This is a genomic window from Pseudomonas sp. B707, from assembly GCF_022496685.1.
Taxonomy (GTDB): Bacteria; Pseudomonadota; Gammaproteobacteria; order Pseudomonadales; family Pseudomonadaceae; genus Aquipseudomonas; species Aquipseudomonas paraglycinae.
Genome location: NZ_WTVE01000019.1, coordinates 244414 through 267336, shown reverse-complemented (window position 1 = coordinate 267336; position 22923 = coordinate 244414). Strand labels below are relative to the sequence as shown.

Annotated in this window: 24 protein-coding genes; 22 read left to right on the top strand and 2 right to left on the bottom strand. The window is 59.8% G+C overall.

Translation table 11 applies throughout. The annotated features are described in order from the left end of the window. Positions 1-32: 32 nt before the first annotated feature. Entirely contained in the window at positions 33-3284 is a 3252-nt protein-coding gene (gene rne / locus GQX66_RS10115) for a ribonuclease E (protein ID WP_240868578.1), read from the bottom strand. 698 nt (positions 3285-3982) lie between these two features. Here rne and rluC point away from each other — a divergent pair. The 3 genes from rluC to sppA are packed head-to-tail and all read left to right on the top strand — an operon-like array spanning position 3983 to position 6608. Then, positions 3983-4945, top strand: a complete 963-nt coding sequence (gene rluC / locus GQX66_RS10110) for a 23S rRNA pseudouridine(955/2504/2580) synthase RluC (protein WP_007950779.1) — start codon at positions 3983-3985, stop codon at positions 4943-4945. After that, positions 4932-5594 carry an HAD-IA family hydrolase gene (locus GQX66_RS10105; protein ID WP_134021312.1) on the top strand — a complete coding sequence of 221 codons (663 nt, stop codon included), beginning with the start codon at positions 4932-4934 and terminating at the stop codon, positions 5592-5594. The genes rluC and GQX66_RS10105 overlap by 14 nt, the downstream gene beginning before the upstream one ends. Before the next feature lie 24 nt (positions 5595-5618). Beyond that, positions 5619-6608, top strand: coding sequence for a signal peptide peptidase SppA (sppA, locus tag GQX66_RS10100; RefSeq protein ID WP_085745059.1), 990 nt, complete (start codon positions 5619-5621; stop codon positions 6606-6608). 46 nt (positions 6609-6654) lie between these two features. Here the strand turns inward: sppA and GQX66_RS10095 are convergent, their stop codons facing one another. After that, on the bottom strand, positions 6655-7233 hold the full coding sequence (locus GQX66_RS10095) for a nucleoside triphosphate pyrophosphatase (protein WP_134021309.1): 579 nt from the start codon (positions 7231-7233) through the stop codon (positions 6655-6657). Positions 7234-7339: 106 nt separating this feature from the next. On the opposite strand from GQX66_RS10095, the gene GQX66_RS10090 reads away from it, so the two are divergent. The 19 genes from GQX66_RS10090 (at position 7340) to GQX66_RS10000 (ending at position 22922) form a co-directional block, all read left to right on the top strand. Then, entirely contained in the window at positions 7340-7867 is a 528-nt protein-coding gene (locus tag GQX66_RS10090; RefSeq protein ID WP_003204262.1) for a YceD family protein, read from the top strand. Positions 7868-7880: 13 nt separating this feature from the next. Next, positions 7881-8063: a 50S ribosomal protein L32 gene (gene rpmF, locus GQX66_RS10085; RefSeq protein WP_003179396.1), complete on the top strand. Its 183-nt coding sequence runs from the start codon at positions 7881-7883 to the stop codon at positions 8061-8063. A 4-nt stretch (positions 8064-8067) separates the two neighbouring features. Further along, a complete protein-coding gene (gene plsX / locus GQX66_RS10080; RefSeq protein WP_240868575.1) occupies positions 8068-9078 on the top strand; it encodes a phosphate acyltransferase PlsX in 1011 nt (336 codons plus the stop codon). Between the two features lie 125 nt (positions 9079-9203). Continuing rightward, the gene (gene fabD, locus GQX66_RS10075; protein WP_240868570.1) at positions 9204-10142 is read left to right on the top strand and encodes an ACP S-malonyltransferase; all 939 of its coding nucleotides are present in this window, start codon (positions 9204-9206) and stop codon (positions 10140-10142) included. A gap of 16 nt (positions 10143-10158) precedes the next feature. Beyond that, a complete protein-coding gene (gene fabG / locus GQX66_RS10070; protein WP_007950790.1) occupies positions 10159-10902 on the top strand; it encodes a 3-oxoacyl-ACP reductase FabG in 744 nt (247 codons plus the stop codon). Between the two features lie 196 nt (positions 10903-11098). Then, positions 11099-11335, top strand: a complete 237-nt coding sequence (gene acpP, locus GQX66_RS10065) for an acyl carrier protein (protein ID WP_003175607.1) — start codon at positions 11099-11101, stop codon at positions 11333-11335. Positions 11336-11443: 108 nt separating this feature from the next. Next, the gene (fabF, locus tag GQX66_RS10060) at positions 11444-12688 is read left to right on the top strand and encodes a beta-ketoacyl-ACP synthase II (RefSeq protein WP_085655165.1); all 1245 of its coding nucleotides are present in this window, start codon (positions 11444-11446) and stop codon (positions 12686-12688) included. Beyond that, positions 12688-13503, top strand: a complete 816-nt coding sequence (gene pabC, locus GQX66_RS10055; RefSeq protein WP_129973705.1) for an aminodeoxychorismate lyase — start codon at positions 12688-12690, stop codon at positions 13501-13503. Before fabF ends, pabC begins: the two co-directional genes overlap by 1 nt. A 3-nt stretch (positions 13504-13506) precedes the next feature. Next, positions 13507-14688, top strand: a complete 1182-nt coding sequence (gene mltG, locus GQX66_RS10050; protein WP_064383483.1) for an endolytic transglycosylase MltG — start codon at positions 13507-13509, stop codon at positions 14686-14688. A gap of 19 nt (positions 14689-14707) precedes the next feature. Further along, the gene (gene tmk / locus GQX66_RS10045) at positions 14708-15340 is read left to right on the top strand and encodes a dTMP kinase (RefSeq protein ID WP_007950797.1); all 633 of its coding nucleotides are present in this window, start codon (positions 14708-14710) and stop codon (positions 15338-15340) included. Further along, positions 15333-16316 (top strand): DNA polymerase III subunit delta', encoded by a 984-nt coding sequence (locus tag GQX66_RS10040; protein ID WP_085745056.1) that lies wholly within the window; start codon positions 15333-15335, stop codon positions 16314-16316. The genes tmk and GQX66_RS10040 overlap by 8 nt, the downstream gene beginning before the upstream one ends. Positions 16317-16358: 42 nt before the next feature. Beyond that, positions 16359-16715: a PilZ domain-containing protein gene (locus tag GQX66_RS10035; protein WP_007950801.1), complete on the top strand. Its 357-nt coding sequence runs from the start codon at positions 16359-16361 to the stop codon at positions 16713-16715. A 15-nt stretch (positions 16716-16730) separates the two neighbouring features. Beyond that, on the top strand, positions 16731-17516 hold the full coding sequence (locus GQX66_RS10030; RefSeq protein ID WP_085710924.1) for a TatD family hydrolase: 786 nt from the start codon (positions 16731-16733) through the stop codon (positions 17514-17516). Positions 17517-17857: 341 nt separating this feature from the next. After that, a complete protein-coding gene (locus GQX66_RS10025) occupies positions 17858-18496 on the top strand; it encodes a TetR/AcrR family transcriptional regulator (protein ID WP_007950805.1) in 639 nt (212 codons plus the stop codon). 138 nt (positions 18497-18634) lie between these two features. Further along, on the top strand, positions 18635-19603 hold the full coding sequence (locus GQX66_RS10020; protein ID WP_102686506.1) for a radical SAM protein: 969 nt from the start codon (positions 18635-18637) through the stop codon (positions 19601-19603). Positions 19604-19725: 122 nt separating this feature from the next. Beyond that, positions 19726-20331, top strand: a complete 606-nt coding sequence (locus GQX66_RS10015; RefSeq protein ID WP_007950810.1) for a DUF4823 domain-containing protein — start codon at positions 19726-19728, stop codon at positions 20329-20331. A 14-nt stretch (positions 20332-20345) separates the two neighbouring features. Further along, positions 20346-20906: a DUF1285 domain-containing protein gene (locus GQX66_RS10010; protein WP_240868566.1), complete on the top strand. Its 561-nt coding sequence runs from the start codon at positions 20346-20348 to the stop codon at positions 20904-20906. Between the two features lie 109 nt (positions 20907-21015). Continuing rightward, positions 21016-22077 (top strand): DUF6792 domain-containing protein, encoded by a 1062-nt coding sequence (locus tag GQX66_RS10005; protein WP_158247723.1) that lies wholly within the window; start codon positions 21016-21018, stop codon positions 22075-22077. Positions 22078-22205: 128 nt separating this feature from the next. Further along, entirely contained in the window at positions 22206-22922 is a 717-nt protein-coding gene (locus GQX66_RS10000; RefSeq protein ID WP_007950814.1) for a FadR/GntR family transcriptional regulator, read from the top strand. Position 22923: the final 1 nt, after the last annotated feature.

Below are 22923 nucleotides of genomic sequence, written 5' to 3'. Positions count from 1 at the left end.
CACCAGGCGGGGCTTTTTATTGGCTTTTGGAATCAGACGAGAGGTTTAGGCTCGTGTTCTTTTTCCTGGGCCTCTTCGTGTTGCTCGACCGCTTCCTGAACGGAGCGTGGTGCTTCGGCAATCACGGCTTCAACGGCAGCTTCTTCAGCGACCGGGGCAGGAGCTGCCTCAACCACTTCGGCAACCACTGGCTCGGCAGCGACTGGAGCAGCAGCGGCAGCCAGTTCGGCTTCCTTCTGCAGACGCTCTTCTTCACGCTTGCGACGACGTACTTCACGCGGGTCGTTTGGTGCGCGGCCGCTTGGGGTCAGGGCGCTGACCGGCGCGACAACTGGAGACGCTTCAACTACCGGGGCAGGTGCTTCGGCGACAACTGGCGCTTCAACCACAGGGGCTTCAACGACCGGTGCCGGTTCGGCAACCACTACTGGCTCGGCAGTCTTGGCTTCTTCAACAACAGGTGCTTCAACCACTGGCGCTGGTGTTTCTGCGACAGCTGGCTCGGCGACCCAGTTGAATGCGGTCTGTTCTTCGCGAACTTCACGCACGGTTTCGGTCACGGTTTCAGCGACGGTTTCGACAACCGACTCTTCAACTACGGCTGGTGCTTCGAAGGTCACCGCTGGTTCGGCAGCCGCTTCAACCTGAGGCTGAGCTTCGCGAACCGGAGCCACTTCGACTTCCGGAGCGGCAGCTACTTCTACCGGAGTGGTTGCTTCAACAACCGGCGCTTCTACTGGAGCAGTTTCCAGAGTGGCAGCAGTGGCGCGTTCAGCTTGCTCGTGGGCCTGAGCTTCAGCCGGAGCGCTGATCGCGGTGCTGGCAACCGCAGCGGTAACAGCCAGACCAGCAGCCAGATCGGAAGTGCTTGGCGCCTGGGCGTTTTCGCCGGACTCGGATTCTTCCGAACCTTCGATCACGTTGCCATTGGCATCACGCTGACGCTCGCGACGGTTGCTGCGACGACGCTGACCACGGGAGCGGCGGCGTGGACGATCGCCTTCGGCGTTCTCCGAACCGTCTTCCGGCAGTTGCTCTTCGTTGGTGGTGATTTCTTCTTCAGCGACGGCAGCAGCGGCCTGTTCGGCACGCGGTTGACGCTCTTCACGCGGAGGACGTGGCGCACGTTCTTCACGCGGCTGACGGGCCGGACGCTCTTCAGCGGTGGCGGCGGCAGCAACGGCCGGAGCGGCATCCAGAGGTTCGCGCAGTTCACGTACGCGTTCTTCACGCTCGCCACGCGGCTTGCGATCTTCACGTGGAGCACGTGGTGCACGTTCTTCACGAGGGGCGCGTGGTGCGCGTTCTTCGCGGGCTACCGGTGCTTCGTCACGGGATTCGCGCGGCTCGCGGACTTCACGTGGTTCGCGCGGCTGACGCTCTTCACGCGGCTCACGTGGGGCGCGCTCTTCACGCGGTGCACGTTCTTCGCGCGGCTTGCGTTCTTCATCGCGGCGACCGTTACGGTTGCGGCTCTGCTGACGACCGTTGCGACGCTCTTCGTTGCGGGCCGGACGCTCGGTGGCTGGTTTTTCAATCACAACCGGAGCTACAGGCTCTTCCTTGGTGGCGAACAGGCTGACCAGCGACTTCACCAGGCCTTTGAACAGGCTTGGCTCTGGCGCGGCAACCGGAGCAGGTGCCGGGGCCGGAGCGGCGACTTCGGTCGGAACCGGAGCGTTGGCGCGGGCCGGAGCGGTCTTGACGGCGGCTTCCTGGCGCACCAGGGTGCGGGTCGCGGCGGCTGGCTGAACGTCTTCGACGTCGGCGGCAGCGGCAGCGATTTCGTAGCTGGACTGGTTGGTCGCGGCTTCCGGGCTGTCGTCACGCAGACGCTGAACTTCGAAATGCGGGGTTTCGAGGTGATCGTTCGGCAGAATGACGATGCGGGCGCGGGTGCGCAGTTCGATCTTGGTGATCGAGTTGCGTTTTTCGTTGAGCAGGAACGCGGCCACCGGGATCGGCACTTGAGCGCGAACTTCGGCGGTGCGGTCTTTCAGGGCTTCTTCTTCGATCAGGCGCAGGATCGCCAGGGACAGCGATTCGACGTCACGGATGATGCCGGTGCCGCTGCAGCGCGGGCAGACGATGCCGCTGCTTTCGCCGAGCGAAGGACGCAGGCGCTGACGGGACATTTCCAGCAGGCCGAAGCGCGAGATGCGACCGATCTGCACGCGGGCGCGGTCGGCTTCCAGGCATTCGCGGACTTTCTCTTCCACGGCGCGCTGGTTCTTGGCAGGGGTCATGTCGATGAAGTCGATGACGATCAGGCCGCCGATGTCGCGCAGGCGCAACTGACGGGCGATTTCTTCAGCCGCTTCAAGGTTGGTCTGCAGGGCGGTTTCTTCGATGTCGCTGCCTTTGGTGGCGCGCGCCGAGTTGATGTCGATGGACACCAGGGCTTCGGTCGGATCGATGACGATGGAGCCGCCGGACGGCAGTTCAACGACGCGCTGGAAAGCGGTCTCGATCTGGCTTTCGATCTGGAAACGGTTGAACAGCGGAACGCTGTCTTCGTAAAGCTTGATCTTGCTGGCGTACTGCGGCATCACCTGGCGAATGAAGGTCAGGGCTTCGTCCTGGGCTTCAACGCTGTCGATCAGCACTTCGCCGATGTCCTGGCGCAGGTAATCGCGGATGGCGCGGATGATGACGTTGCTTTCCTGGTAGATCAGGAACGGCGCGGAACGATCCAGCGAGGCTTCTTTGATGGCGGTCCAGAGTTGCAGCAGGTAATCGAGGTCCCACTGCATTTCTTCGCTGCTGCGGCCCAGGCCTGCAGTGCGCACGATCAGACCCATGTCGGCCGGAGCGACCAGACCGTTCAGCGCTTCACGCAGTTCGTTGCGCTCTTCGCCTTCGATGCGACGGGAGATGCCGCCGGCACGCGGGTTGTTCGGCATCAGAACGAGGTAACGACCGGCCAGGCTGATGAAGGTGGTCAGGGCTGCGCCCTTGTTGCCACGTTCTTCTTTTTCGACCTGAACGATGACTTCCTGGCCTTCGCTCAGGACGTCCTTGATGTTGACGCGGCCTTCAGGGGCTTTCTTGAAGTATTCGCGGGAGATTTCTTTGAGGGGCAGGAAGCCGTGGCGCTCGGAGCCGAAATCGACAAAGGCAGCCTCAAGGCTTGGTTCGATGCGAGTGATGCGGCCTTTATAGATGTTGGCCTTTTTCTGCTCGCGTGCACCGGATTCGATGTCCAGGTCGTAGAGGCGCTGGCCATCTACCAGTGCAACACGCAACTCTTCGGGTTGAGTTGCGTTAATCAGCATTCTTTTCATGTAGTACCGTCGGTTTCCGGGCTGCCGGAAACGGCGTTCGGCACACACGACTTCTCACGGTCGGTGTCAGGTGCGTCGGGAGTGGTTGGCCATTCCCGTGTCCAGCGATGTCCGGCCAATTGGGCCGTTATCGCGACGTACGCGTCCTGCTTGCTGTGGCTACTTAAGCACTCAGTCAGGAGGAGGAATCAACCGGTGGCTGTGGACGAGATGAAGCGTCTTGATAAAACCTGTTGCTACACAGTCCAGCGGTTGTGCATCTCCACCCTACACGTATCCCTGATAATTCGGGTGCTGCCGCGCGCAGAATCCGCAGCGGGTTGGCATTTACCGTGAGCTCCGAAAGGGGAGGTCACGCATCATGGCTAATTCAGGCGGTGTTTCCGGAGTCTTCGCTCGGGGTCATCCGCGGCTGACTGCACTTTGTGAACTGGCCGTGAATATGGCTCGCGTGGCGAGTCAAAACTCTGCTTTGCGGCGTGATTCAGGCCTCATGTCACCTGCGCTTGTTACAGCTGCAAACTCCACCGTTACGTAGCAAAAGCCCCGTAGGACGGCCTCGCGTCCTGGTGAATTGCGTTGGTCAGGGCCGGTTTTTGACCGTGGTTCCGCTGTCCAGGCCGCTTTTGGCGGCGTTCGCGACTATAGCAGCAATGATTAAGTGCTTCAATTCCATAAAAATTGTTATCATCGGCGCCATGACGACTACTGCCCCTTCGACTCCAGGCGTTCAATTGCTTGAGGTCTCGCCGGAATATGCCGGCCAACGAATCGACAATTTCCTCCTCGCCCGGCTCAAAGGCGTGCCCAAGACCTTGATTTACCGCATTTTGCGCAAAGGCGAAGTGCGTGTGAACAAAGGTCGGATCAAGCCCGAATACAAGCTGCAGGCCGGCGACATCGTGCGCGTGCCGCCTGTTCGTGTGCCTGAGCGTGACGAGCCGGTGCCTTTGGCCCAAGGCCTGTTGCAGCGCCTGGAAGCCTCGATTGTCTACGAAGACAAGGCCCTGATCGTGATCAACAAGCCCGCCGGCATTGCGGTTCACGGTGGCAGCGGCCTGAATTACGGCGTTATCGAAGCCTTTCGTCAGTTGCGCCCCGATGCCAAGGAGCTGGAACTGGTTCACCGTCTCGATCGCGACACCTCCGGCCTGCTGATGATCGCCAAGAAGCGCAGCATGTTGCGCCACTTGCATGCCGCGTTGCGCGGTGACGGTGTCGACAAGCGTTACATGGCACTGGTTCGCGGCAATTGGGCGACCTCGATCAAGCAAGTCCGTGCGGCGCTCGGCAAGAGCAATCTGCGCTCCGGGGAGCGCATGGTCGAGGTCGACGAGGAGGAGGGCAAGGAGTCTGTGACCGTGTTCAAGGTCCTGCGTCGCTTTGGCGATTTTGCCACTTTGATCGAAGCCAAGCCGATCACCGGTCGCACGCACCAGATCCGCGTCCATACGTTGCACGCCGGGCACTGCATTGCTGGTGACACCAAATACGGCGATGACGGTTTCAGTAAGGAAATTCGTGATCTGGGCGGCAAGCGCCTGTTTCTGCACGCCTACATGCTGACCGTGCCGCTGCCCGATGGCGGTGAACTCAAGTTGCAGGCGCCGGTCGATGAAATGTGGGCCAAGACTGTGGAGCGATTGAGTGCGCCCATCTGATTACAAACTGCTGATTTTCGATTGGGACGGCACCCTGGCCGATTCCATTCATCGGATTGTCGAGGCAATGCACTCGGCGTCCGGGCGTTCAGGTTTCGAGCTGCGTGATGACTTTGCCGTCAAGGGCATCATCGGTCTGGGTTTGCCCGAGGCGATCCGCACCTTGTATCCGGAAATCAGCGATGCCGAGATGACCTTGTTCCGCGAGTATTACGCCGATCACTACATCGCTGCAGAAGCCGTGCCTTCGCCGTTGTTCGAAGGTGTAGTCGAGTCGATGGCGTCCTTTCGCGAGCAGGGCTATCACCTGGCTGTCGCGACCGGCAAGAATCGTCGCGGTCTGGATCGGGTGCTCAAGGCCAATGGCTGGGAAGATTATTTCGATATCACCCGCGCTGCCGATGAAACTGCGAGCAAGCCGCACCCTCTGATGCTGGAGCAGATACTCGCTCACTGCGGTGTGCGTGCCGAACAGGCGTTGATGGTCGGCGATTCGTCCTTCGACCTGCTGATGGCGCGCAATGCGGGGATGGATTCGGTGGCGGTCAGTTATGGCGCGCAATCGATCGAATCACTGCAGCAGTTCGAGCCGCGACTGTCGATCGACCATTTTTCCGAATTGCACGCCTGGCTGGGGAAGCAGGCTTAATACGTTTTTGCTGGGGTGGATGGCATGACCGACGAATGGAAAGCACCGGCCAAGGCAACTGCCGACGACGGTGACGCGAAAAGCTGGAAGCTGCTGGAAAAGACCCTGCTGGCCGGTGTGCAAGAGCAGCGTCGTTCACGACGCTGGGGTATCTTCTTCAAACTGCTGACGTTTGTTTATCTGTTTGTTGCGCTGATCCTGTTCACGCCGTTGATGGACATGGAAAAAAGCGCAACTCGTGGCCCGAACTACACCGCGCTGATCGACGTCACCGGCATGATTGCCGACAAAGAGCCGGCCAGTGCCGACAACATTGTCGGCAGTCTGCGGGCGGCGTTCGAAGACAAGAAGGTCAAAGGCGTAATCCTGCGCATCAACAGCCCGGGCGGCAGTCCGGTGCAGTCGGGTTATGTGTATGACGAGATCAAGCGTTTGCGCGGCCTGCATCCTGACACCAAGCTGTACGCGGTGATTTCCGATCTTGGCGCTTCCGGTGCCTATTACATTGCCAGTGCGGCGGATCAGATCTATGCCGACAAGGCCAGTCTGGTGGGCTCTATTGGTGTGACGGCGGCCGGTTACGGGTTTGTCGGCACGATGGAGAAGCTTGGCGTCGAGCGTCGCACCTACACCTCCGGCGAGCACAAGGCGTTCCTCGATCCGTTCCAGCCGCAGAAGCCGGAAGAGACGGCGTTCTGGCAAAGTGTGCTGGATACCACGCACAAGCAGTTCATCAATAGCGTCAAGCAGGGGCGTGGCGATCGCTTGAAAGACAAAGAGCATCCGGAGCTGTTCTCCGGGCTGGTCTGGTCTGGCGAGCAGGCGCTGCCATTGGGGCTGATCGATGGTCTGGGCAATGCCAGTTCGGTGGCGCGTGACGTGATTGGCGAAAAGGAACTGGTGGACTTCACCGTTCAGGAATCGCCGTTCGACCGCTTCTCGAAGAAGCTCGGTGCCAGCGTTGCCGAGAAACTGGCAATGTGGATGGGTTTTAACGGCCCGTCGTTACGCTGATCGAATGCTGCAAGAAAAACCGGCCTGAGGGCCGGTTTTTTGTGGTTCAGGGAATCTGTACGCCTTCCGTCAATAGCATGTCGATCAGGCGAATCAGTGGCAGGCCGATCAGGCTGGTGGCGTCTGGGCCTTCGGTGGATTGAAACAGGCTCACGCCCAGTCCCTCGGCCTTGAAGCTGCCGGCGCAGTCGTAGGGCTGCTCGGCGCGCAGATAGCGCTCGACGCGGGCCTGATCCAGTACGCGCATGTGCACGGTGAAAGGCACGCAGTCGACTTGGCAGTGGCCCGTCTGGCTGTTGAGCAGGGCCAGGCCGGTGAGGAAGGTCACGCTGGCGCCGCTGGCGGCCATCAGTTGTTCGCGGGCGTTTTCGAAGGTGTGCGGCTTGCCGATGATGCGCTCGCCGAGTACCGCAACCTGATCGGAGCCGATGATCAAGTGAGCGGGGTGGCTGTCGGCCAGGGCGCGGGCTTTCTGTTCGGCGAGGCGTTTGACCAGCTCGATTGCCGACTCGTCCGGGCGATGGCTTTCATCGATATCCGGCGAGCTGCAGACGAACGGCAGGCGCAGGCGGCTGAGCAATTCCCGACGATAGGTCGAGCTTGAAGCGAGTAATAAAGGCAGCATTCGCATCTCCAGAGGCAGGCGACAGATTCTAGCGGAGGCGCGCAAGTGACGGACAGGGCACAATTTCCTTTGACATGGGTGGGTGCATCCCTATAATGCTGCGCCTATGTTGAATGACCCGATTCCACCTCACGTTGACCCGCGCAAATTGGCTGACCGTGGCACCACCCTTCAAGGTGAACTGCTGCTGGCCGATTTGAAGAGACTCTGCGACCCGCTTTCCGACGATGTCGGTACGGTGCAGGCAAAATTCGTTTTTGAACGAGATGAACGTAAATCTGTGGTAATCCACAGCTTTATCGACACCGAAGTCAAAATGGTTTGCCAGCGTTGTCTTGAGCTGGTCACCCTGCCGATCCACAGCGAATGCAGTTACGCTGTTGTGAAGGAGGGTGCGAATACCCAGTCGTTACCGAAAGGTTATGACGTGCTGGAACTGGGCGAAGATCCATTGGATCTGCAGTCACTGATCGAGGAGGAGCTTCTGCTCGCCTTGCCCATTGTGCCTGCTCATCATCCGGAAGAATGCCAGCAGCCGGCGGGAGCAGATGAGCCCGAACCGAGCGAGGACGAGGTAACGCGGTCCAACCCGTTCAGTGTATTGGCGCAGTTAAAGCGTGACCCAAACGTTTAGGAGTTAATCAATTATGGCTGTTCAGCAGAACAAAAAATCCCGCTCTGCCCGTGACATGCGCCGTTCGCACGACGCTCTCGAGGCTAGCACCCTGTCTGTAGAAAAAACCACTGGTGAAGTTCACCTGCGTCACCACGTATCGCCAGAAGGCGTATACCGTGGCCGTAAAGTGATCGACAAGGGCGCTGACGAGTAATCACTTGTCCGCTCAAGTCATCGCGATTGACGCAATGGGCGGGGACTTCGGTCCCCGCAGCATTGTTCAGGCCAGCCTTGCTTGCCTTTCTGCTACGCCCTCGCTGCACCTGACCCTCGTCGGTCAACCCTCCCTTCTTGAAGAACTGATCACCGGCCAATCGGCTGCCGATCGCGCGCGCCTGACGATTGTTCCGGCGTCCGAAGTCGTCACCATGGACGAAAAACCTGCTCAGGCCCTGCGTGGCAAGCCGGATTCGTCGATGCGTGTCGCTCTCGAATTGCTGCGTGACGGCAAGGTTCAGGCCTGTGTCAGTGCCGGCAATACCGGTGCCTTGATGGCGCTGTCGCGATTTGTGCTCAAGACCCTGCCGGGGATTGATCGTCCGGCCATGGTCGCCGCGATCCCTACTCAGAAGGGCTATTGCCAGTTGCTTGATCTGGGCGCCAACGTCGATTGCAGTGCCGAGCATCTGTTGCAGTTCGCCGTGATGGGTTCCGTGGCGGCGCAAACGCTGGGTATCGCTCGCCCGCGTGTCGCGCTGCTGAATATCGGCACCGAAGACATCAAGGGCAATCAGCAGGTCAAGCTTGCTGCGACGTTGCTGCAGGCTGCCCGGGGCATCAATTACATCGGCTTCATCGAAGGTGACGGTTTGTATCGCGGCGAGGCGGACGTGGTGGTTTGCGATGGTTTTGTCGGCAATATTCTGCTCAAGTCCAGCGAAGGCCTGGCGACCATGATCGCTGCGCGCATCGAGGCTTTGTTCAAGAAAAACCTCGCCTCCCGCGCTGTCGGCGCTCTGGCGTTGCCATTGATGAAGCGTCTGCAGGCTGATCTGGCACCGGCGCGACATAATGGCGCAAGCTTCCTCGGTTTGCAGGGCATTGTCGTGAAAAGTCACGGTTCGGCCGGGGTTCAGGGATTTCAGAGTGCCATTCAGCGAGCGCTGATCGAGATTCAGGAGAATCTTCCCGAACGCCTGCACGGCCGTCTGGAGGATTTGTTGTCTTAGGCGTTTTCGTCGGACAATGCTTAAATGTGACCGCCCGGTTCAAAGGGCCATCCAACTGTCAGTTTCTTGCGTCCCTCTAGCGGGATGCCATTTTTCCGACGACAAGATCATTAGGGGCTTGTTACATGTCTGCTTCCCTCGCATTCGTCTTTCCAGGACAGGGTTCGCAGTCCCTCGGCATGCTGGCCGAGCTGGGCGCGCAACATCCGTTGATCCTCGAAACTTTCAAAGAAGCATCCGATGCTCTGGGCTACGACCTGTGGGCGCTGACCCAGCAGGGCCCGGAAGACCTGCTCAATCAAACCGATAAAACCCAACCGGCCATTCTGACCGCTTCGATCGCCCTGTGGCGTCTGTGGCTGGCGGAAGGTGGTGCGCGTCCGGCCTTCGTTGCCGGTCACAGCCTGGGTGAATACAGCGCGCTGGTCGCTGCCGGCAGCCTGAGCCTTGCCGATGCGGTAAAACTCGTTGAGCGCCGTGGCCAGCTGATGCAGGAAGCTGTTCCGGCCGGGCAGGGCGGCATGGCTGCCATCCTAGGCCTGGAAGATGCCGACGTTCTCGCTGCATGTGCCGAAGCGGCGCAAGGCGAAGTGGTCAGCGCGGTGAACTTCAACTCCCCGGGTCAGGTAGTGATCGCCGGTGCCAAGGCGGCCGTTGAGCGCGCCATTGAAGGCTGCAAGGCCCGTGGTGCCAAGCGCGCCATGCCGCTGCCGGTCAGCGTGCCTTCGCACTGCGAGCTGATGCGTCCGGCTGCCGAGCGCTTCGCCGAGTCCATCGCTGCCATCGACTGGCAGGCACCGCAGATCCCTGTGGTACAGAACGTCAGCGCTCAGGTGCCGGCGGATCTGGAAACCCTCAAGCGTGATCTGCTGGAGCAACTCTACAAGCCGGTCCGCTGGGTCGAGTCCGTACAAACCCTGGCCGCCAAAGGTGCGACCAATCTGGTCGAGTGCGGCCCTGGCAAGGTGCTGGCCGGTCTGAACAAACGTTGCGCCGAAGGCGTTTCGACTTCCAACCTCAATACCCCAGACGCTTTTGCTGCTGCTCGCGCAGCGGCTGTCTGAATCAGGAGAAGCTTGCATGAGTCTGCAAGGTAAAGTTGCACTGGTCACCGGCGCAAGCCGTGGCATCGGCCAGGCTATCGCACTGGAACTGGGTCGTCAGGGCGCCATCGTTGTTGGCACCGCGACTTCCGCTTCGGGCGCCGAGCGTATTGCTGCGACCCTGAAGGAAAACGGCATCCAGGGCGCAGGTTTCGAACTGAACGTCACCAGCGACGAATCGGTCACCAAGGTGCTGGCGAGCATCCAGGAGCAGTTCGGTGCTCCGGTAGCGATTCTGGTCAACAATGCCGGCATCACCCGCGATAACCTGATGATGCGCATGAAAGACGACGAGTGGTACGACGTGATCGATACCAACCTGAACAGTCTGTATCGCCTGTCCAAGGGCGTTCTGCGCGGCATGACCAAGGCGCGTTGGGGCCGAATTATCAGTATTGGCTCGGTGGTGGGTGCCATGGGCAACGCTGGCCAAGTAAACTATGCAGCCGCCAAGGCCGGTCTGGAAGGTTTCAGCCGTGCCATGGCGCGTGAAGTCGGTTCGCGTTCGATTACGGTCAACTCGGTAACCCCAGGGTTCATCGACACCGATATGACTCGCGAGCTGCCTGAAGCACAGCGTGAAGCCTTGCAGACGCAGATTCCGCTGGGCCGTCTGGGACAAGCTCAAGAGATCGCGTCCGTGGTCGCTTTTCTTGCATCCGACGGTGCGGCATACGTGACCGGGGCTACAATCCCGGTTAACGGCGGGATGTACATGTAATTCAAATGTGACGGATTGCTTCAAAAAAATGTCATACGAGCTGTCTAAAATCCGTTATAAAGCTGCAATCTATTTATAGGCAGAGGGCCGCAGGGTTTGAGGAGTGAAGCTTTCAGTTGAAAAGCTGAAAAGTCTTTCTATACACTTACCCACTGGCCAGCTGCCTGAATTTGTCCATTAGGAGTGAAAACAAGGTATGAGCACCATCGAAGAGCGCGTCAAGAAAATCGTTGCCGAGCAACTGGGTGTTAAAGAAGAAGAAGTGGTCAACACCGCTTCCTTCGTAGAAGACCTGGGTGCCGACTCCCTTGACACCGTTGAGCTGGTGATGGCTCTGGAAGAGGAATTCGAGACCGAAATCCCTGACGAAGAAGCTGAGAAGATCACTACTGTACAAGCTGCAATCGACTACGTTACTAGCCACCAGGCGTAATAGTTTGTAATCGTTGCTTGCTGTCATGGAAAAACCGCACTGCCATCATGGCGTGCGGTTTTTTCTTTAGGCCTGATGCAAAGTCGTCATTTGAAAAAGGAGAGTGCTGTGTCGCGTAGACGCGTCGTAGTCACCGGTATGGGTATGTTGTCGCCACTGGGCACGGATGTGCCGAGCAGTTGGCAGGGCATTCTGGCTGGCCGCAGTGGCATTGGTCTGATCGAACACACCGACCTTTCTGCCTATTCCACCCGCTTTGGCGGCTCGGTAAAGGGCTTCAATGTCGAGGAATACCTGTCGGTCAAGGAAGCGCGCAAGCTCGACCTGTTCATTCAGTACGGTCTGGCGGCCGGCTTTCAAGCCGTACGCAATGCCGGTCTGGAAGTCACCGATGCCAACCGTGAACGCATTGGCGTGGCCATGGGTTCGGGTATCGGCGGTCTGACCAACATCGAAGAAACCAGCCGCACGCTGCACGAGACTGGCCCGCGCCGGATTTCTCCGTTCTTTGTGCCTGGCTCGATCATCAATATGATTTCCGGTTTCCTGTCCATCCACCTGGGTGCACAGGGGCCTAACTACGCCATCGCCACAGCGTGTACCACCGGTACGCACTGCATCGGCATGGCGGCGCGCAACATCATGTACGACGAAGCCGACGTGATGATTGCCGGCGGTGCCGAAATGGCCGCGTGCGGTCTGGGCATGGGCGGCTTTGGTGCTTCCCGTGCGCTGTCGACCCGCAACGACGAGCCGACCCGCGCCAGCCGTCCGTGGGACAAGGGCCGTGACGGCTTCGTACTGTCCGACGGCGCCGGTGCCCTGGTGCTCGAAGAGCTCGAGCACGCCAAGGCCCGTGGCGCGACCATCTACGCCGAGCTGATCGGTTTCGGCACCAGTGGCGACGCCTTCCACATGACTTCGCCACCCGCCGACGGCGCTGGTGCCGCGCGCTGCATCACCAACGCGCTGCGCGATGCGAAGATCAACGTCGATCAAGTGCAATACATCAACGCCCACGGCACTTCGACCCCGGCCGGTGACCTCGCTGAAGCCAACGCGATCAAGTCGGTGTTCGGTAATCACGCCTACAAGCTGGCGGTCAGCTCCACCAAGTCCATGACCGGTCACCTGCTGGGTGCGGCGGGCGCGGTCGAGGCGATCTTCAGCGTGCTGGCGATCAACAGCCAGGTGGCGCCACCAACCATCAACCTCGATGAGCCGGACGAAGGCTGCGACCTCGATTTCGTGCCGCACACCGCGCGCAACATGGATATCGATGTCGTGCTGTCCAACTCGTTCGGATTTGGCGGCACCAACGGCACGTTGGCGTTCCGTCGGTTCGCCGGCTGATGGACTGCTGGGTCGACGGTCTGCCGGCTGACGCTCTGTCGCTGAAAGATCGCGGCCTGGCTTACGGCGACGGCCTGTTCGAGACCATCGCCGTGCGTAGCGGTCAGCCGTTGCTGCTGGATCGGCATCTGACGCGTCTGGCCGACGGCTGTGCGCGTCTGGCCATCGCAGCCGACATCGAGCGGGTTCGCCATGAGCTGCAATCCTATGCCGCCGCGATGGGCGAGGGCGTGCTCAAACTCATCCTCACCCGTGGCGACGGATTGCGCGGTTATGCGCCGGATCCTTCAGCGCAGGGCCGACGCATTCTGCAAGGCAATCCTCCCGCCGCTTATCCAGCGGCCCACGCCGAGCAGGGCGTTCGCCTGTTTCCGTGTAGCACGCGTTTGTCCAGACAGCCGTTGCTCGCCGGGCTCAAGCACCTCAATCGACTGGAACAGGTTATTGCCCGCGCCGAATGGCAGGACAGTGAACACGCCGAAGGTTTGATGCTCGATCAGGCCGGTCGGGTGATCGAAGGCGTGTTCAGCAATCTGTTTCTGGTGCGTGACGGTGTGCTGATCACGGCGGACCTGAAACGCTGCGGCGTGGCCGGGGTGATGCGCGCAGAAATATTGTTTCAGGCAGAGTCCCTGGGCATCCCCGTGCAAATCACCGACATCCCCCTCGAACAGCTGCAATGGGCCGATGAAGTCTTTGTCTGCAACAGCGTGTATGGCGTCTGGCCGGTACGCGCCTGTGCTGCTCTGAGCTGGCCGGTTGGCCCGCTCACCCGTAAACTGCAAACCATTGCCCGCGCGCTACTGGATGCCTGATTCGTGAGACGTAAACTTTTGCTGCTGCTGGAAACCGGACTGGTTCTGGCAGGGCTGCTGTTGGGCGCCAGCGCCTGGAAGATTCATTCGGCACTGGAACAGCCCCTGAACATCACGCAGGAAGAACTGCTGGATGTGCCAAAGGGATCCACCCCGACCCGTACTTTTCTTGGACTCGAAGCCGATGGCGTCATCAAGGACGCGTTCTGGCTGCGGGTCTATTGGCGTTTCAACCTCGCCGGCACGCCGATTCACAGCGGTGAATACCGCATGCAGCCGGGCATGACCGTCAACGGCCTGATCGACCTGTGGAAGCGCGGCGATGTGGTTCAGTACAGCCTGACCCTGGTCGAAGGCTGGAATTTCCATCAAGTGCGCGCCGCGCTGGCCAAAGATGAAAAGATCGAGCAGACCCTCAACGGCCTGAGCGACAGTGATGTGATGGCCAAAATCGGTCACAAGGGCCTGTTCCCTGAAGGCCGCTTCTTCCCCGATACCTACCGCTTCGTGCGCGGCGTGACCGATACCGAACTGCTGAAAAAGGCTTTCGACCGTCTCGACGAAGTGCTGGCCAAGGAGTGGGAAAAACGCTCCGCCGACGTGCCTTACACCGAGCCCTATCAGGCGCTGATCATGGCGTCGCTGGTGGAGAAGGAAACCGGCGTGCCTCAGGAACGTGGCCAGATTGCCGGCGTCTTTGTACGTCGCATGGCGCTGGGCATGCAGCTGCAGACCGATCCGACGGTGATCTACGGCCTGGGTGACCGCTACAACGGCAAGCTGACTCGTGCGCATCTCAAGGAAGCCACGCCGTACAACACGTACATGATTCCCGGCCTGCCGCCGACGCCGATCGCCATGGTCGGACGTGAAGCCATTCACGCCGCACTCAACCCGGTGGATGGCACCAGCCTCTACTTTGTTGCCCGGGGCGATGGCAGTCACGTGTTCTCCGATGATCTGGACGCGCACAACAATGCGGTGCGCGAGTACCAGCTCAAGCGGCGCGCGGATTACCGCTCGAGCCCGGCGCCGACGACTGCGCCCGAAACCGCTCCGGCAGCCGAGGAGGCGATACCTGCCGCCTCTCCCGACACTGCACCGGAGTCGTTGCCGCAGCCGCCTGCTCAAGAGCCTGCGCCGACGCCGGAACCGGAAGCCTCCGCTCCCCAAAACACGCAATGACTTTGATTAAGGACTGCCTGTGACTGGCTTGTTTATTACCCTGGAAGGCCCGGAAGGCGCCGGCAAAAGCACCAACCGCGAATACCTCGCCGAGCGCCTGCGCGCCGCCGGTATTGAAGTGGTGCTGACCCGCGAGCCCGGCGGTACGCCGCTGGCCGAGCGCATTCGTGAGGTGTTGCTGGCCCCGGTCGACGAAGTTATGAACCCGGACACCGAGCTGTTGCTGGTGTTCGCCGCCCGTGCCCAGCATCTGGCTGAAGTCATTCGACCGGCACTGGCCCGTGGTGCGGTCGTGCTGTGTGACCGTTTCACCGATTCGACTTACGCCTATCAGGGTGGCGGTCGTGGCTTGTCGCTGGAGCGCATCGCGGCGCTGGAGACTTTCGTGCAGGGCGACTTGCGTCCCGACCTGACGCTGATTTTCGATCTGCCGGTGGAAATCGGTTTGGCCCGCGCCAGTGCTCGTGGACGTCTGGATCGTTTCGAGCTGGAAGGCCGTGAGTTTTTCGAGGCCGTACGCAGTGCTTTCCTCAAGCGCGCCGAAGCCGATCCGGCGCGTTACGTGCGGATCGACGCCGGTCAGCCGTTGGCCAAGGTTCAACAATCGCTGGATACCCTGATTCCGAATTTGCTGGAGCTGAGCCGTGGCTGAGGCCTATCCGTGGCAGGACAGCCTCTGGCAGCAACTGGCCGGTCGCACTCAGCATGCCCACGCGTATCTGCTGCACGGGCCGGCCGGGATCGGCAAGCGCGCGCTGGCCGAGCGACTGATGGCCAGCCTGCTGTGCCAGCGTCCGACGCCTGAAGCCTGCGGCGAGTGCAAATCCTGTCTGCTGCTCAAGGCCGGCAGCCACCCGGACAATTACATCCTCGAACCGGAGGAAGCGGACAAGGCGATCAAGGTCGATCAGGTGCGTGATCTGGTCAGTTTCGTGGTGCAGACCGCACAACTGGGCGGGCGCAAGGTGGTGCTGATCGAACCGGTGGAGTCGATGAACATCAACGCCGCCAACGCCTTGCTCAAGAGCCTTGAGGAGCCGTCCGGCGATACCGTGCTGCTGCTGGTCAGCCACCAGCCGAGCCGGTTGTTGCCGACCATCAAGAGCCGCTGCGTGCAGCAGGCCTGTCCGCTGCCGAGCGAATCCATGAGCCTGCAATGGCTGGCTCAGGCATTGCCGGAATGTTCCGAAGACGAACGGGTCGAACTGTTGACCCTGGCCGCCGGCTCGCCGTTGGCCGCCGTCACGTTGCAGGGGCAGGGCGTGCGTGAACAGCGTTCGCAGGTTGTCGAAGGCGTGAAGAAGCTGCTCAAGCAGCAGCAATCGCCGACGCAACTGGCCGAGGAGTGGAAAAACATTCCGATGCTGCGGCTGTTCGACTGGTTCTGCGACTGGTCGAGCCTGATCCTGCGCTATCAATTGACCCAGGATGAAGCAGGCCTCGGCCTGACCGATATGCGCAAGGTCGTGCAGTACCTGGCGCAGAAAAGTGCTCAGCCTAAAGTGCTGGATATTCAGGACTGGATCCTCGCCCAGCGCCAGAAAGTCCTGAGCAAGGCCAACCTCAATGCGGCGTTGCTGCTGGAAGCGTTGCTGGTGCAATGGGCGAGCTTGCCTGGCCAAAGATAAGAATGTGTACCTAGACTCTGAACATCAGCAGTGGAGGTCAACATGAATGAACCTGTCAGCCCGGGGCCGCGCAACGGCATCCTGTCCCTGACCATCAAGGACAAGTCGGTCCTTTACGCCGCCTACATGCCGTTCATCAAGAACGGTGGCCTGTTCATCCCGACCAACAAGAGCTACAAGTTGGGCGACGAGGTGTTCATGCTGCTGAACCTGATGGACGAGGCGGAGAAGATTCCGGTGGCCGGCAAAGTGGCCTGGATCACCCCCAAAGGCGCCCAGGGTAACCGCGCAGCCGGTGTCGGCGTGCAATTCAACGATGGCGACAACACCGCGCGCAGTCGCATCGAAACTCATCTGGCCGGAGCCCTGAAATCCGACCGTCCCACTCATACGATGTAAGTTGCAGTCCTTTTTATGCTCGTAGATTCCCATTGTCACCTTGATCGCCTCGACCTCGCCGCTCACGACGGTTCCCTGGATGCCGCGCTGGATGCGGCCCGTCAGCGCGGGGTCGGACACTTCCTGTGCATCGGCGTCAGCGCCGACAACGCGGCCGACGTCAAAGCCCTCGCCGAGCGCTACGATGATGTCGATTGCTCAGTCGGCGTACATCCGCTGGATGTGCAGCCGGGCGCGGCGCCGGCGCTGGACTGGCTGTTGCACGAGCTCAATCACCCGAAAGTGGTGGCGATCGGCGAAACCGGTCTGGACTATCACTACGAGCCGGAAGCGGCGGAACTGCAGCAGGAGTCGTTCCGACTGCACCTGCAAGCAGCACAGCAGACTGGCAAACCGGTGATCATCCACACCCGTGGCGCCCGTGCCGATACGCTCGAGCTGCTGCGCGAAGCCGCGCTGCCCCAGGCCGGTGTGTTGCATTGCTTCACCGAAGACTGGGACATGGCCAAGGCGGCGCTGGACATGGGGTATTACATTTCCCTGTCGGGCATCGTCACCTTCCGCAATGCCGATGCGCTGCGCGATGTGGCGAGCAAGGTTCCGGCTGATCGCCTGCTGGTGGAAACCGATTCGCCGTATCTGGCGCCGATCCCGTATCGCGGCAAACCGAACCTGCCGCAATACGTGCGGGAAGTGGCAGAGTTTCTGGCGATGCTGCGCGGCGAGAACTACGAGCGCTTTGCCGAGCAGACCACCGAGAACTTCAAGCGCCTGTTTCCGCTGGCGCATGTAAAAGCCTGAATCGCAGGCAAAAAAAACCCGGGTTCTGGGGGGTGAATCCGGGTTAAGACCATTAGGAGTAAAACAAAGGCACGCGGTCCCTTGGTACCTTTACCGGCGCGACACTTGGGGGAGATGTCGCCCGACAGTTCAAGTATTGATCAGTCTGGCGCCGAGTCCAGTTGGCCGGCCGGGGTTTTTAAACAAATTTGGAATACGTTCGCTTCGGTTATGTTCTCATTCCCCCCGAAACGTTCGTGAAATGAACAAGAAACACAGATATGGTCGGATGATCCGTGCATTTTTGCGCAAGTTAGGCATAATACGCGGCTTCGAATTTTGACCCCTACAGACCTTTTCTTATGCACAAAGAACCTCGTAAGGTCCGTGAGTTTCGTCGCCGCGAGCAAGAAATTCTCGATACCGCGCTCAAGCTGTTCCTCGAACAAGGTGAAGACAGTGTCACCGTCGAGATGATTGCTGATGCCGTGGGTATCGGCAAAGGCACGATCTACAAGCACTTCAAGTCCAAGGCCGAAATCTATCTGCGCCTGATGCTCGATTACGAGCGCGACTTGAACGAGCTGTTGCACTCGGCCGATGTCGACAAGGACAAGGAAGCGCTGTCCCGTGCCTACTTTGAATTCCGCATGCGCGACCCGCAGCGCTATCGCCTGTTCGATCGCCTGGAAGAGAAGGTGGTCAAAGGCAATCAGGTGCCCGAGATGGTCGAGGAGCTGCACAAGATCCGTGCCTCGAACTTCGAACGCCTGACGCTGCTCATCAAGGGCCGCATCAGCGAAGGCAAGCTCGAAGACGTGCCGCCGTACTTCCATTACTGCGCATCCTGGGCGCTGGTGCACGGCGCGGTGGCGCTGTATCACTCGCCGTTCTGGAGCAATGTGCTGGAAGATCAGGAAGGTTTCTTCCAGTTCCTGATGGATATTGGCGTGCGCATGGGCAACAAGCGCAAGCGCGACCCTGAAACGCCGAGCAGCTGAATCATTCAGTTGCCTTATGCGCCGTGTTTTTCGCTACATGGCGCAGTACCGCAGGAATATACTCAGGCATAGGGCTTGCTAAAACTTGAATTGTGAGTCAAGTTTTAGCCGCTCGATTTTCCATCGCCGGAGTGCTTCATGATCGTTGACCGTCAAGGCAGGCGTTTTCGCAATTTGCGGATCAGTCTGACTTCAGCCTGCAATTACGCCTGTACCTACTGCGTGCCCAACGGCAAGCGGCTGGTGGCTGCGCAGGATGAATTGTCGGCCGAGGCCATGGCACGCGGCGTGGCTTATCTGATCGAAGCCGCGGGTATCGAGCGCCTGCGCATTACCGGCGGCGAGCCGCTGGTCAGCCCCAAACTCGAATCTTTCATGAGCGCCGTCGGCAAGATGGGTCTGGAAGACATCAGCCTGACCACCAACGGTCAGCTCCTTGCGAAAAAGCTCCCGCTGCTGGTCGATGCCGGCCTGCGACGCCTCAACGTTTCCCTCGATACCCTGGACGCCGGCGCGTTCCGCAGCATTGCCCGTGGCGGCGATCTGGCCACCGTGCTGGATGGCATGGATCAGGCGGCCGCGGCGGGGATGAAGATCAAGGTCAACATGGTGCCGTTGCGCGGGCAGAACCTCGACCAGGTGATGCCGCTGCTCGATTACTGCCTCGAGCGCGGCTTCGAGCTGCGATTCATCGAGCTGATGCGCATGGGCCACCTGGCCACTGATTCCAACGCCTTCCTGCAACAGTTCGTCAGCCTGCAACAGCTGCTGAGCCTGATCGGCGAACATTACGAGTACGCGCAAACAGACGCGCCAGTGGACGCGACGGCGGTTCGCTATGCGATTCCCGGTCGGGGCAACTTCGGCGTGATTGCCAACGAAAGTGTGCCGTTCTGCCGAACCTGCTCGCGACTGCGTCTGTCGTCCACCGGATGGCTGCATGGCTGCCTGTCGTCGAGCAACCGCCACTACGTCGGTGACCTGCTCGACAAGCCGCGTCATGAGGCGCTGCCAGCGTTGCAGCGGCTGCTGGTCAAGGCGCTGGGCGACAAACAGGAAGTCGCGTTCTCCGGCGGCGCGACCGTCATGAAAATCATCGGCGGCTAAGCCCGGTTTAACCACAACGCCTTATTTCAAAGCGGACACCTGCACATTTCCAAGGACTGGCGCAAAAGCTGCATCCTACGGCCATTCGCCGGTTTTCCGTCACCGGCTTCTGGAGGATTAGGATGCGTAGCCTGGTTTTGCTGCTGGCCGTTTTGGCGCTGGGCGGCTGTATGACTGTCAGTGACATGGCCGAAGGGACTCGCTACCAGATGAGCGACGCGGGGCTGCTGGACCACAGCGACAGCCGTCGCGTAAACAACTTCCGCATTCAGCCGGATTCGTTCATCTACATTGCGCAAGGCTCGTTCGCGCCGCCGGGTGGTTCTTACCCGCGGCCCAACGTAGTGGCTGAAGAGGCCTTCAAAGGCTTCGTCGAGTACTTCCCGATGGTCCGCCGCGCCCGTGCGCCGGAAGGCCTCGATCAGGCGATGGGCGAAGCCCGCGACGCCGGTGCCCACTACCTGCTGTACACCCGTTTCGCCAAGGCCGACGACCGCATCGGCAACTCCGATGAGTGGCTCGATCAGGAAGCCGTGGATCGCCTCGGTATCGACGGCGGCGTGATTCAGATCATGTTGATCGAGACCAGCACCCAGTATTTGATTGATACTGCACGGATCAAGAGTCGTGGCGGTTTACTGACGTTCCACGACAACAAGCCCGAAGACCTGATCGGCCCACCGCTTGCGCAGTACGCGCGCAGTCTGCTTGGCGTCGGGGACCAGTAATCAAGGAGTACGCCATGAGTGGCCCGCAAAAAGCCAATGATCTGCTGGGGCAAATCCCCAAAACCAAAGGCTTGCCGCCGGTGCACTTGTGGAACCCGGATTTCTGCGGCGACATCGACATGCGCATCGCCCGTGACGGCACCTGGTATTACCTGGGCACGCCGATCGGGCGCAAGCCGATGGTCAAGCTGTTCTCCACCATCATCCGCCGCGACGGCGATGATTATTTCTTGATTACTCCGGTGGAGAAGGTCGGGATCAAGGTCGATTACGCGCCATTCGTGGCGATTGCCGTCGAGGTGGAAGGCGAGGGTGAGGCGCAACTGCTGCGCTTTACCACCAACGTCGATGAAACAACGGAAGCCGGCCCGGAGCATCCGATCCGGGTCGAGATCGATCCAGCGACGCAAGAACCTGCCCCTTACGTGCATGTGCGCACCAACCTCGAAGCGCTGATCCACCGCAACGTGTTCTATCAGTTAGTGGAGCTGGCTGTCAGCCGTGAGATCGACGATCAGCGATGGTTGGGTATTTGGAGTGGCGGTGAGTTTTTCCCGATAGGTCTTGAACCTTGAGATGTTGTCCGCCTGGCGCCACTGCGCAGATCGAGCCCGCTTGAATCCTTTCCGGCAGCTGCTATAGCTGTAGTGTGGCAAGATGCCACTCGCCAGAAGGGGCATGGAAATGAACAGACATCAAGTCGGTGCGCTGACGTTGATCGTTTTGCAGACGGGATGCAGCTCATGGGTACAGAAACCGGACACCGTACTGATTCGAGAGCATGATCAGAGCAGTTACACGATTCATCATGACGTTGAAACAGTCGCGAAGAATTATTGGGTTTATACAGCCCTCGCGGCGAATGCCTATCACTTGAAATGGCCTGATTACAAGCAACAACTGGTGCAGGCCAATATCAAACAAGTGACCGAGCCCTTATCCAAGCAGTTCGAGCGATCGTGTAAACCTCACAGTGATGTGACGATCCCCACGCCCGGCTGGTACGCATGGACTCAGTTCCCTGGACCCAATCTGGCCAAAAAGGCTGAGAAAGCGAAGTTGTTTTTCAGTGTATGGGAGCATCGAACGGGCAAGGGAAGCAGTGACGTTTCCGAGGTCGCTATCGTTTTTCGTGGTACCGAGGGTGATCAGCGTCAGGACTGGGAATCCAATGCTCGCTGGTTCATCCCGACAAAACTGCGTGGCGAAGACCAATACGATATAACGCGAGATATTGTGGCTCGGGTCTTCGAGGATGAAATACAGACCCGCATTCGCCAGCATCGACTGCCGCCTGATGTGAAGGTCGTTGCTTTGGGGCATTCCCTTGGAGGCGGTCTGGCGCAGCAGTTGGCCTATGCAATGCCCAGATCCAGCGAGCACCTGATCAAAGTTTCAAAAGTCGTGGCATTCAACTCCTCCCCTGTCACTGGTTGGCTCAGTACCCAGAATCCCCCCCGCGATGAAAATACTCATGGATTGGAAATTGACCGCGTTTTCGAACATGGCGAAGCGCTCGCTTACGTGCGGTTGGTCATCAATATGATTGTCCCGCCGCAAAAAAGGGATTCGCACGTCAGGGATCTGCGGTTCAACTTCTTGACCAGCGCTGGGGGTGTTTCCAATCATGGAAGCCAGTTCTTTGCCTGTCGCTTCGCGGAAGTGGCGGGGGCAACCAAGGACGTCGTTTATACCGAAAGTTTTGCTGACCAGGCAGTGCCATTGATCTCACCTCCGGCCCCCTGAGGTCGGTCGCTTCGGGGGGATGAGTTGTACCCCTGAGGCCTTGTGTCCGCCAGCCTAAAAATCCCGATTGACGTTTAATCATATGATGATTAGCTTGGGCATCCACAGCGAACGGCTTCGGAGTGTCCATGTCGAGCAGTTTCCACGCATCAACGGTTGACTGGCTGGGTGCCTGGATTGCCGCCGGCCAGGTCAAGCCGGGGCAGGCGATCAAGGTCGAGGCCGATCTGGGCGAGCAGCTCGGTGTCAGCCGCACGGTGATCCGCGAAGCCATCAAGACCCTCGTCGCCAAAGGCATGCTCGAAGTCGGGCCGAAAGTCGGCACGCGGGTGTTGCCGATCAAACGCTGGAACCTTTTCGATCCGCAAGTCGTGGGCTGGCTGTCGCGCAGCGGCCTGCCGGAAAACTTCGTCGATGACCTGCTCGACCTGCGCCGCACCATCGAACCGATGGCGGTGCGCTGGGCCTGCGAGCGGGCGACCGTGGAACAGGTGCAAGCGGTGCAGCAGGCTTACAACGCGCTGGAACGGGCAGTGGACAGCGGTATCGATTACAACCGTGCTGACCAGTTCTTCCACGAATGCATTCTCGCCGCCAGCCACAATCAATTCATCGAGCAAATGGTGCCGGCCCTCGGCGCATTGCTCGCCGTGTCCTTCGAAGTTTCTGCGGCCGATCCCGATGAATTGCGCCGCACTCTGCCCATCCACAAAGACATGGCCGACGCCATCGCCGCCCGGGATGCCGCGCGCGGGGTGTGGGCCTGCATGACCCTGATCGACAATGCCGACCTGGCCATCAAGCGGTTCTACCCGCAGGTGATGGCTGACAAAAAAGCCAGCTGAC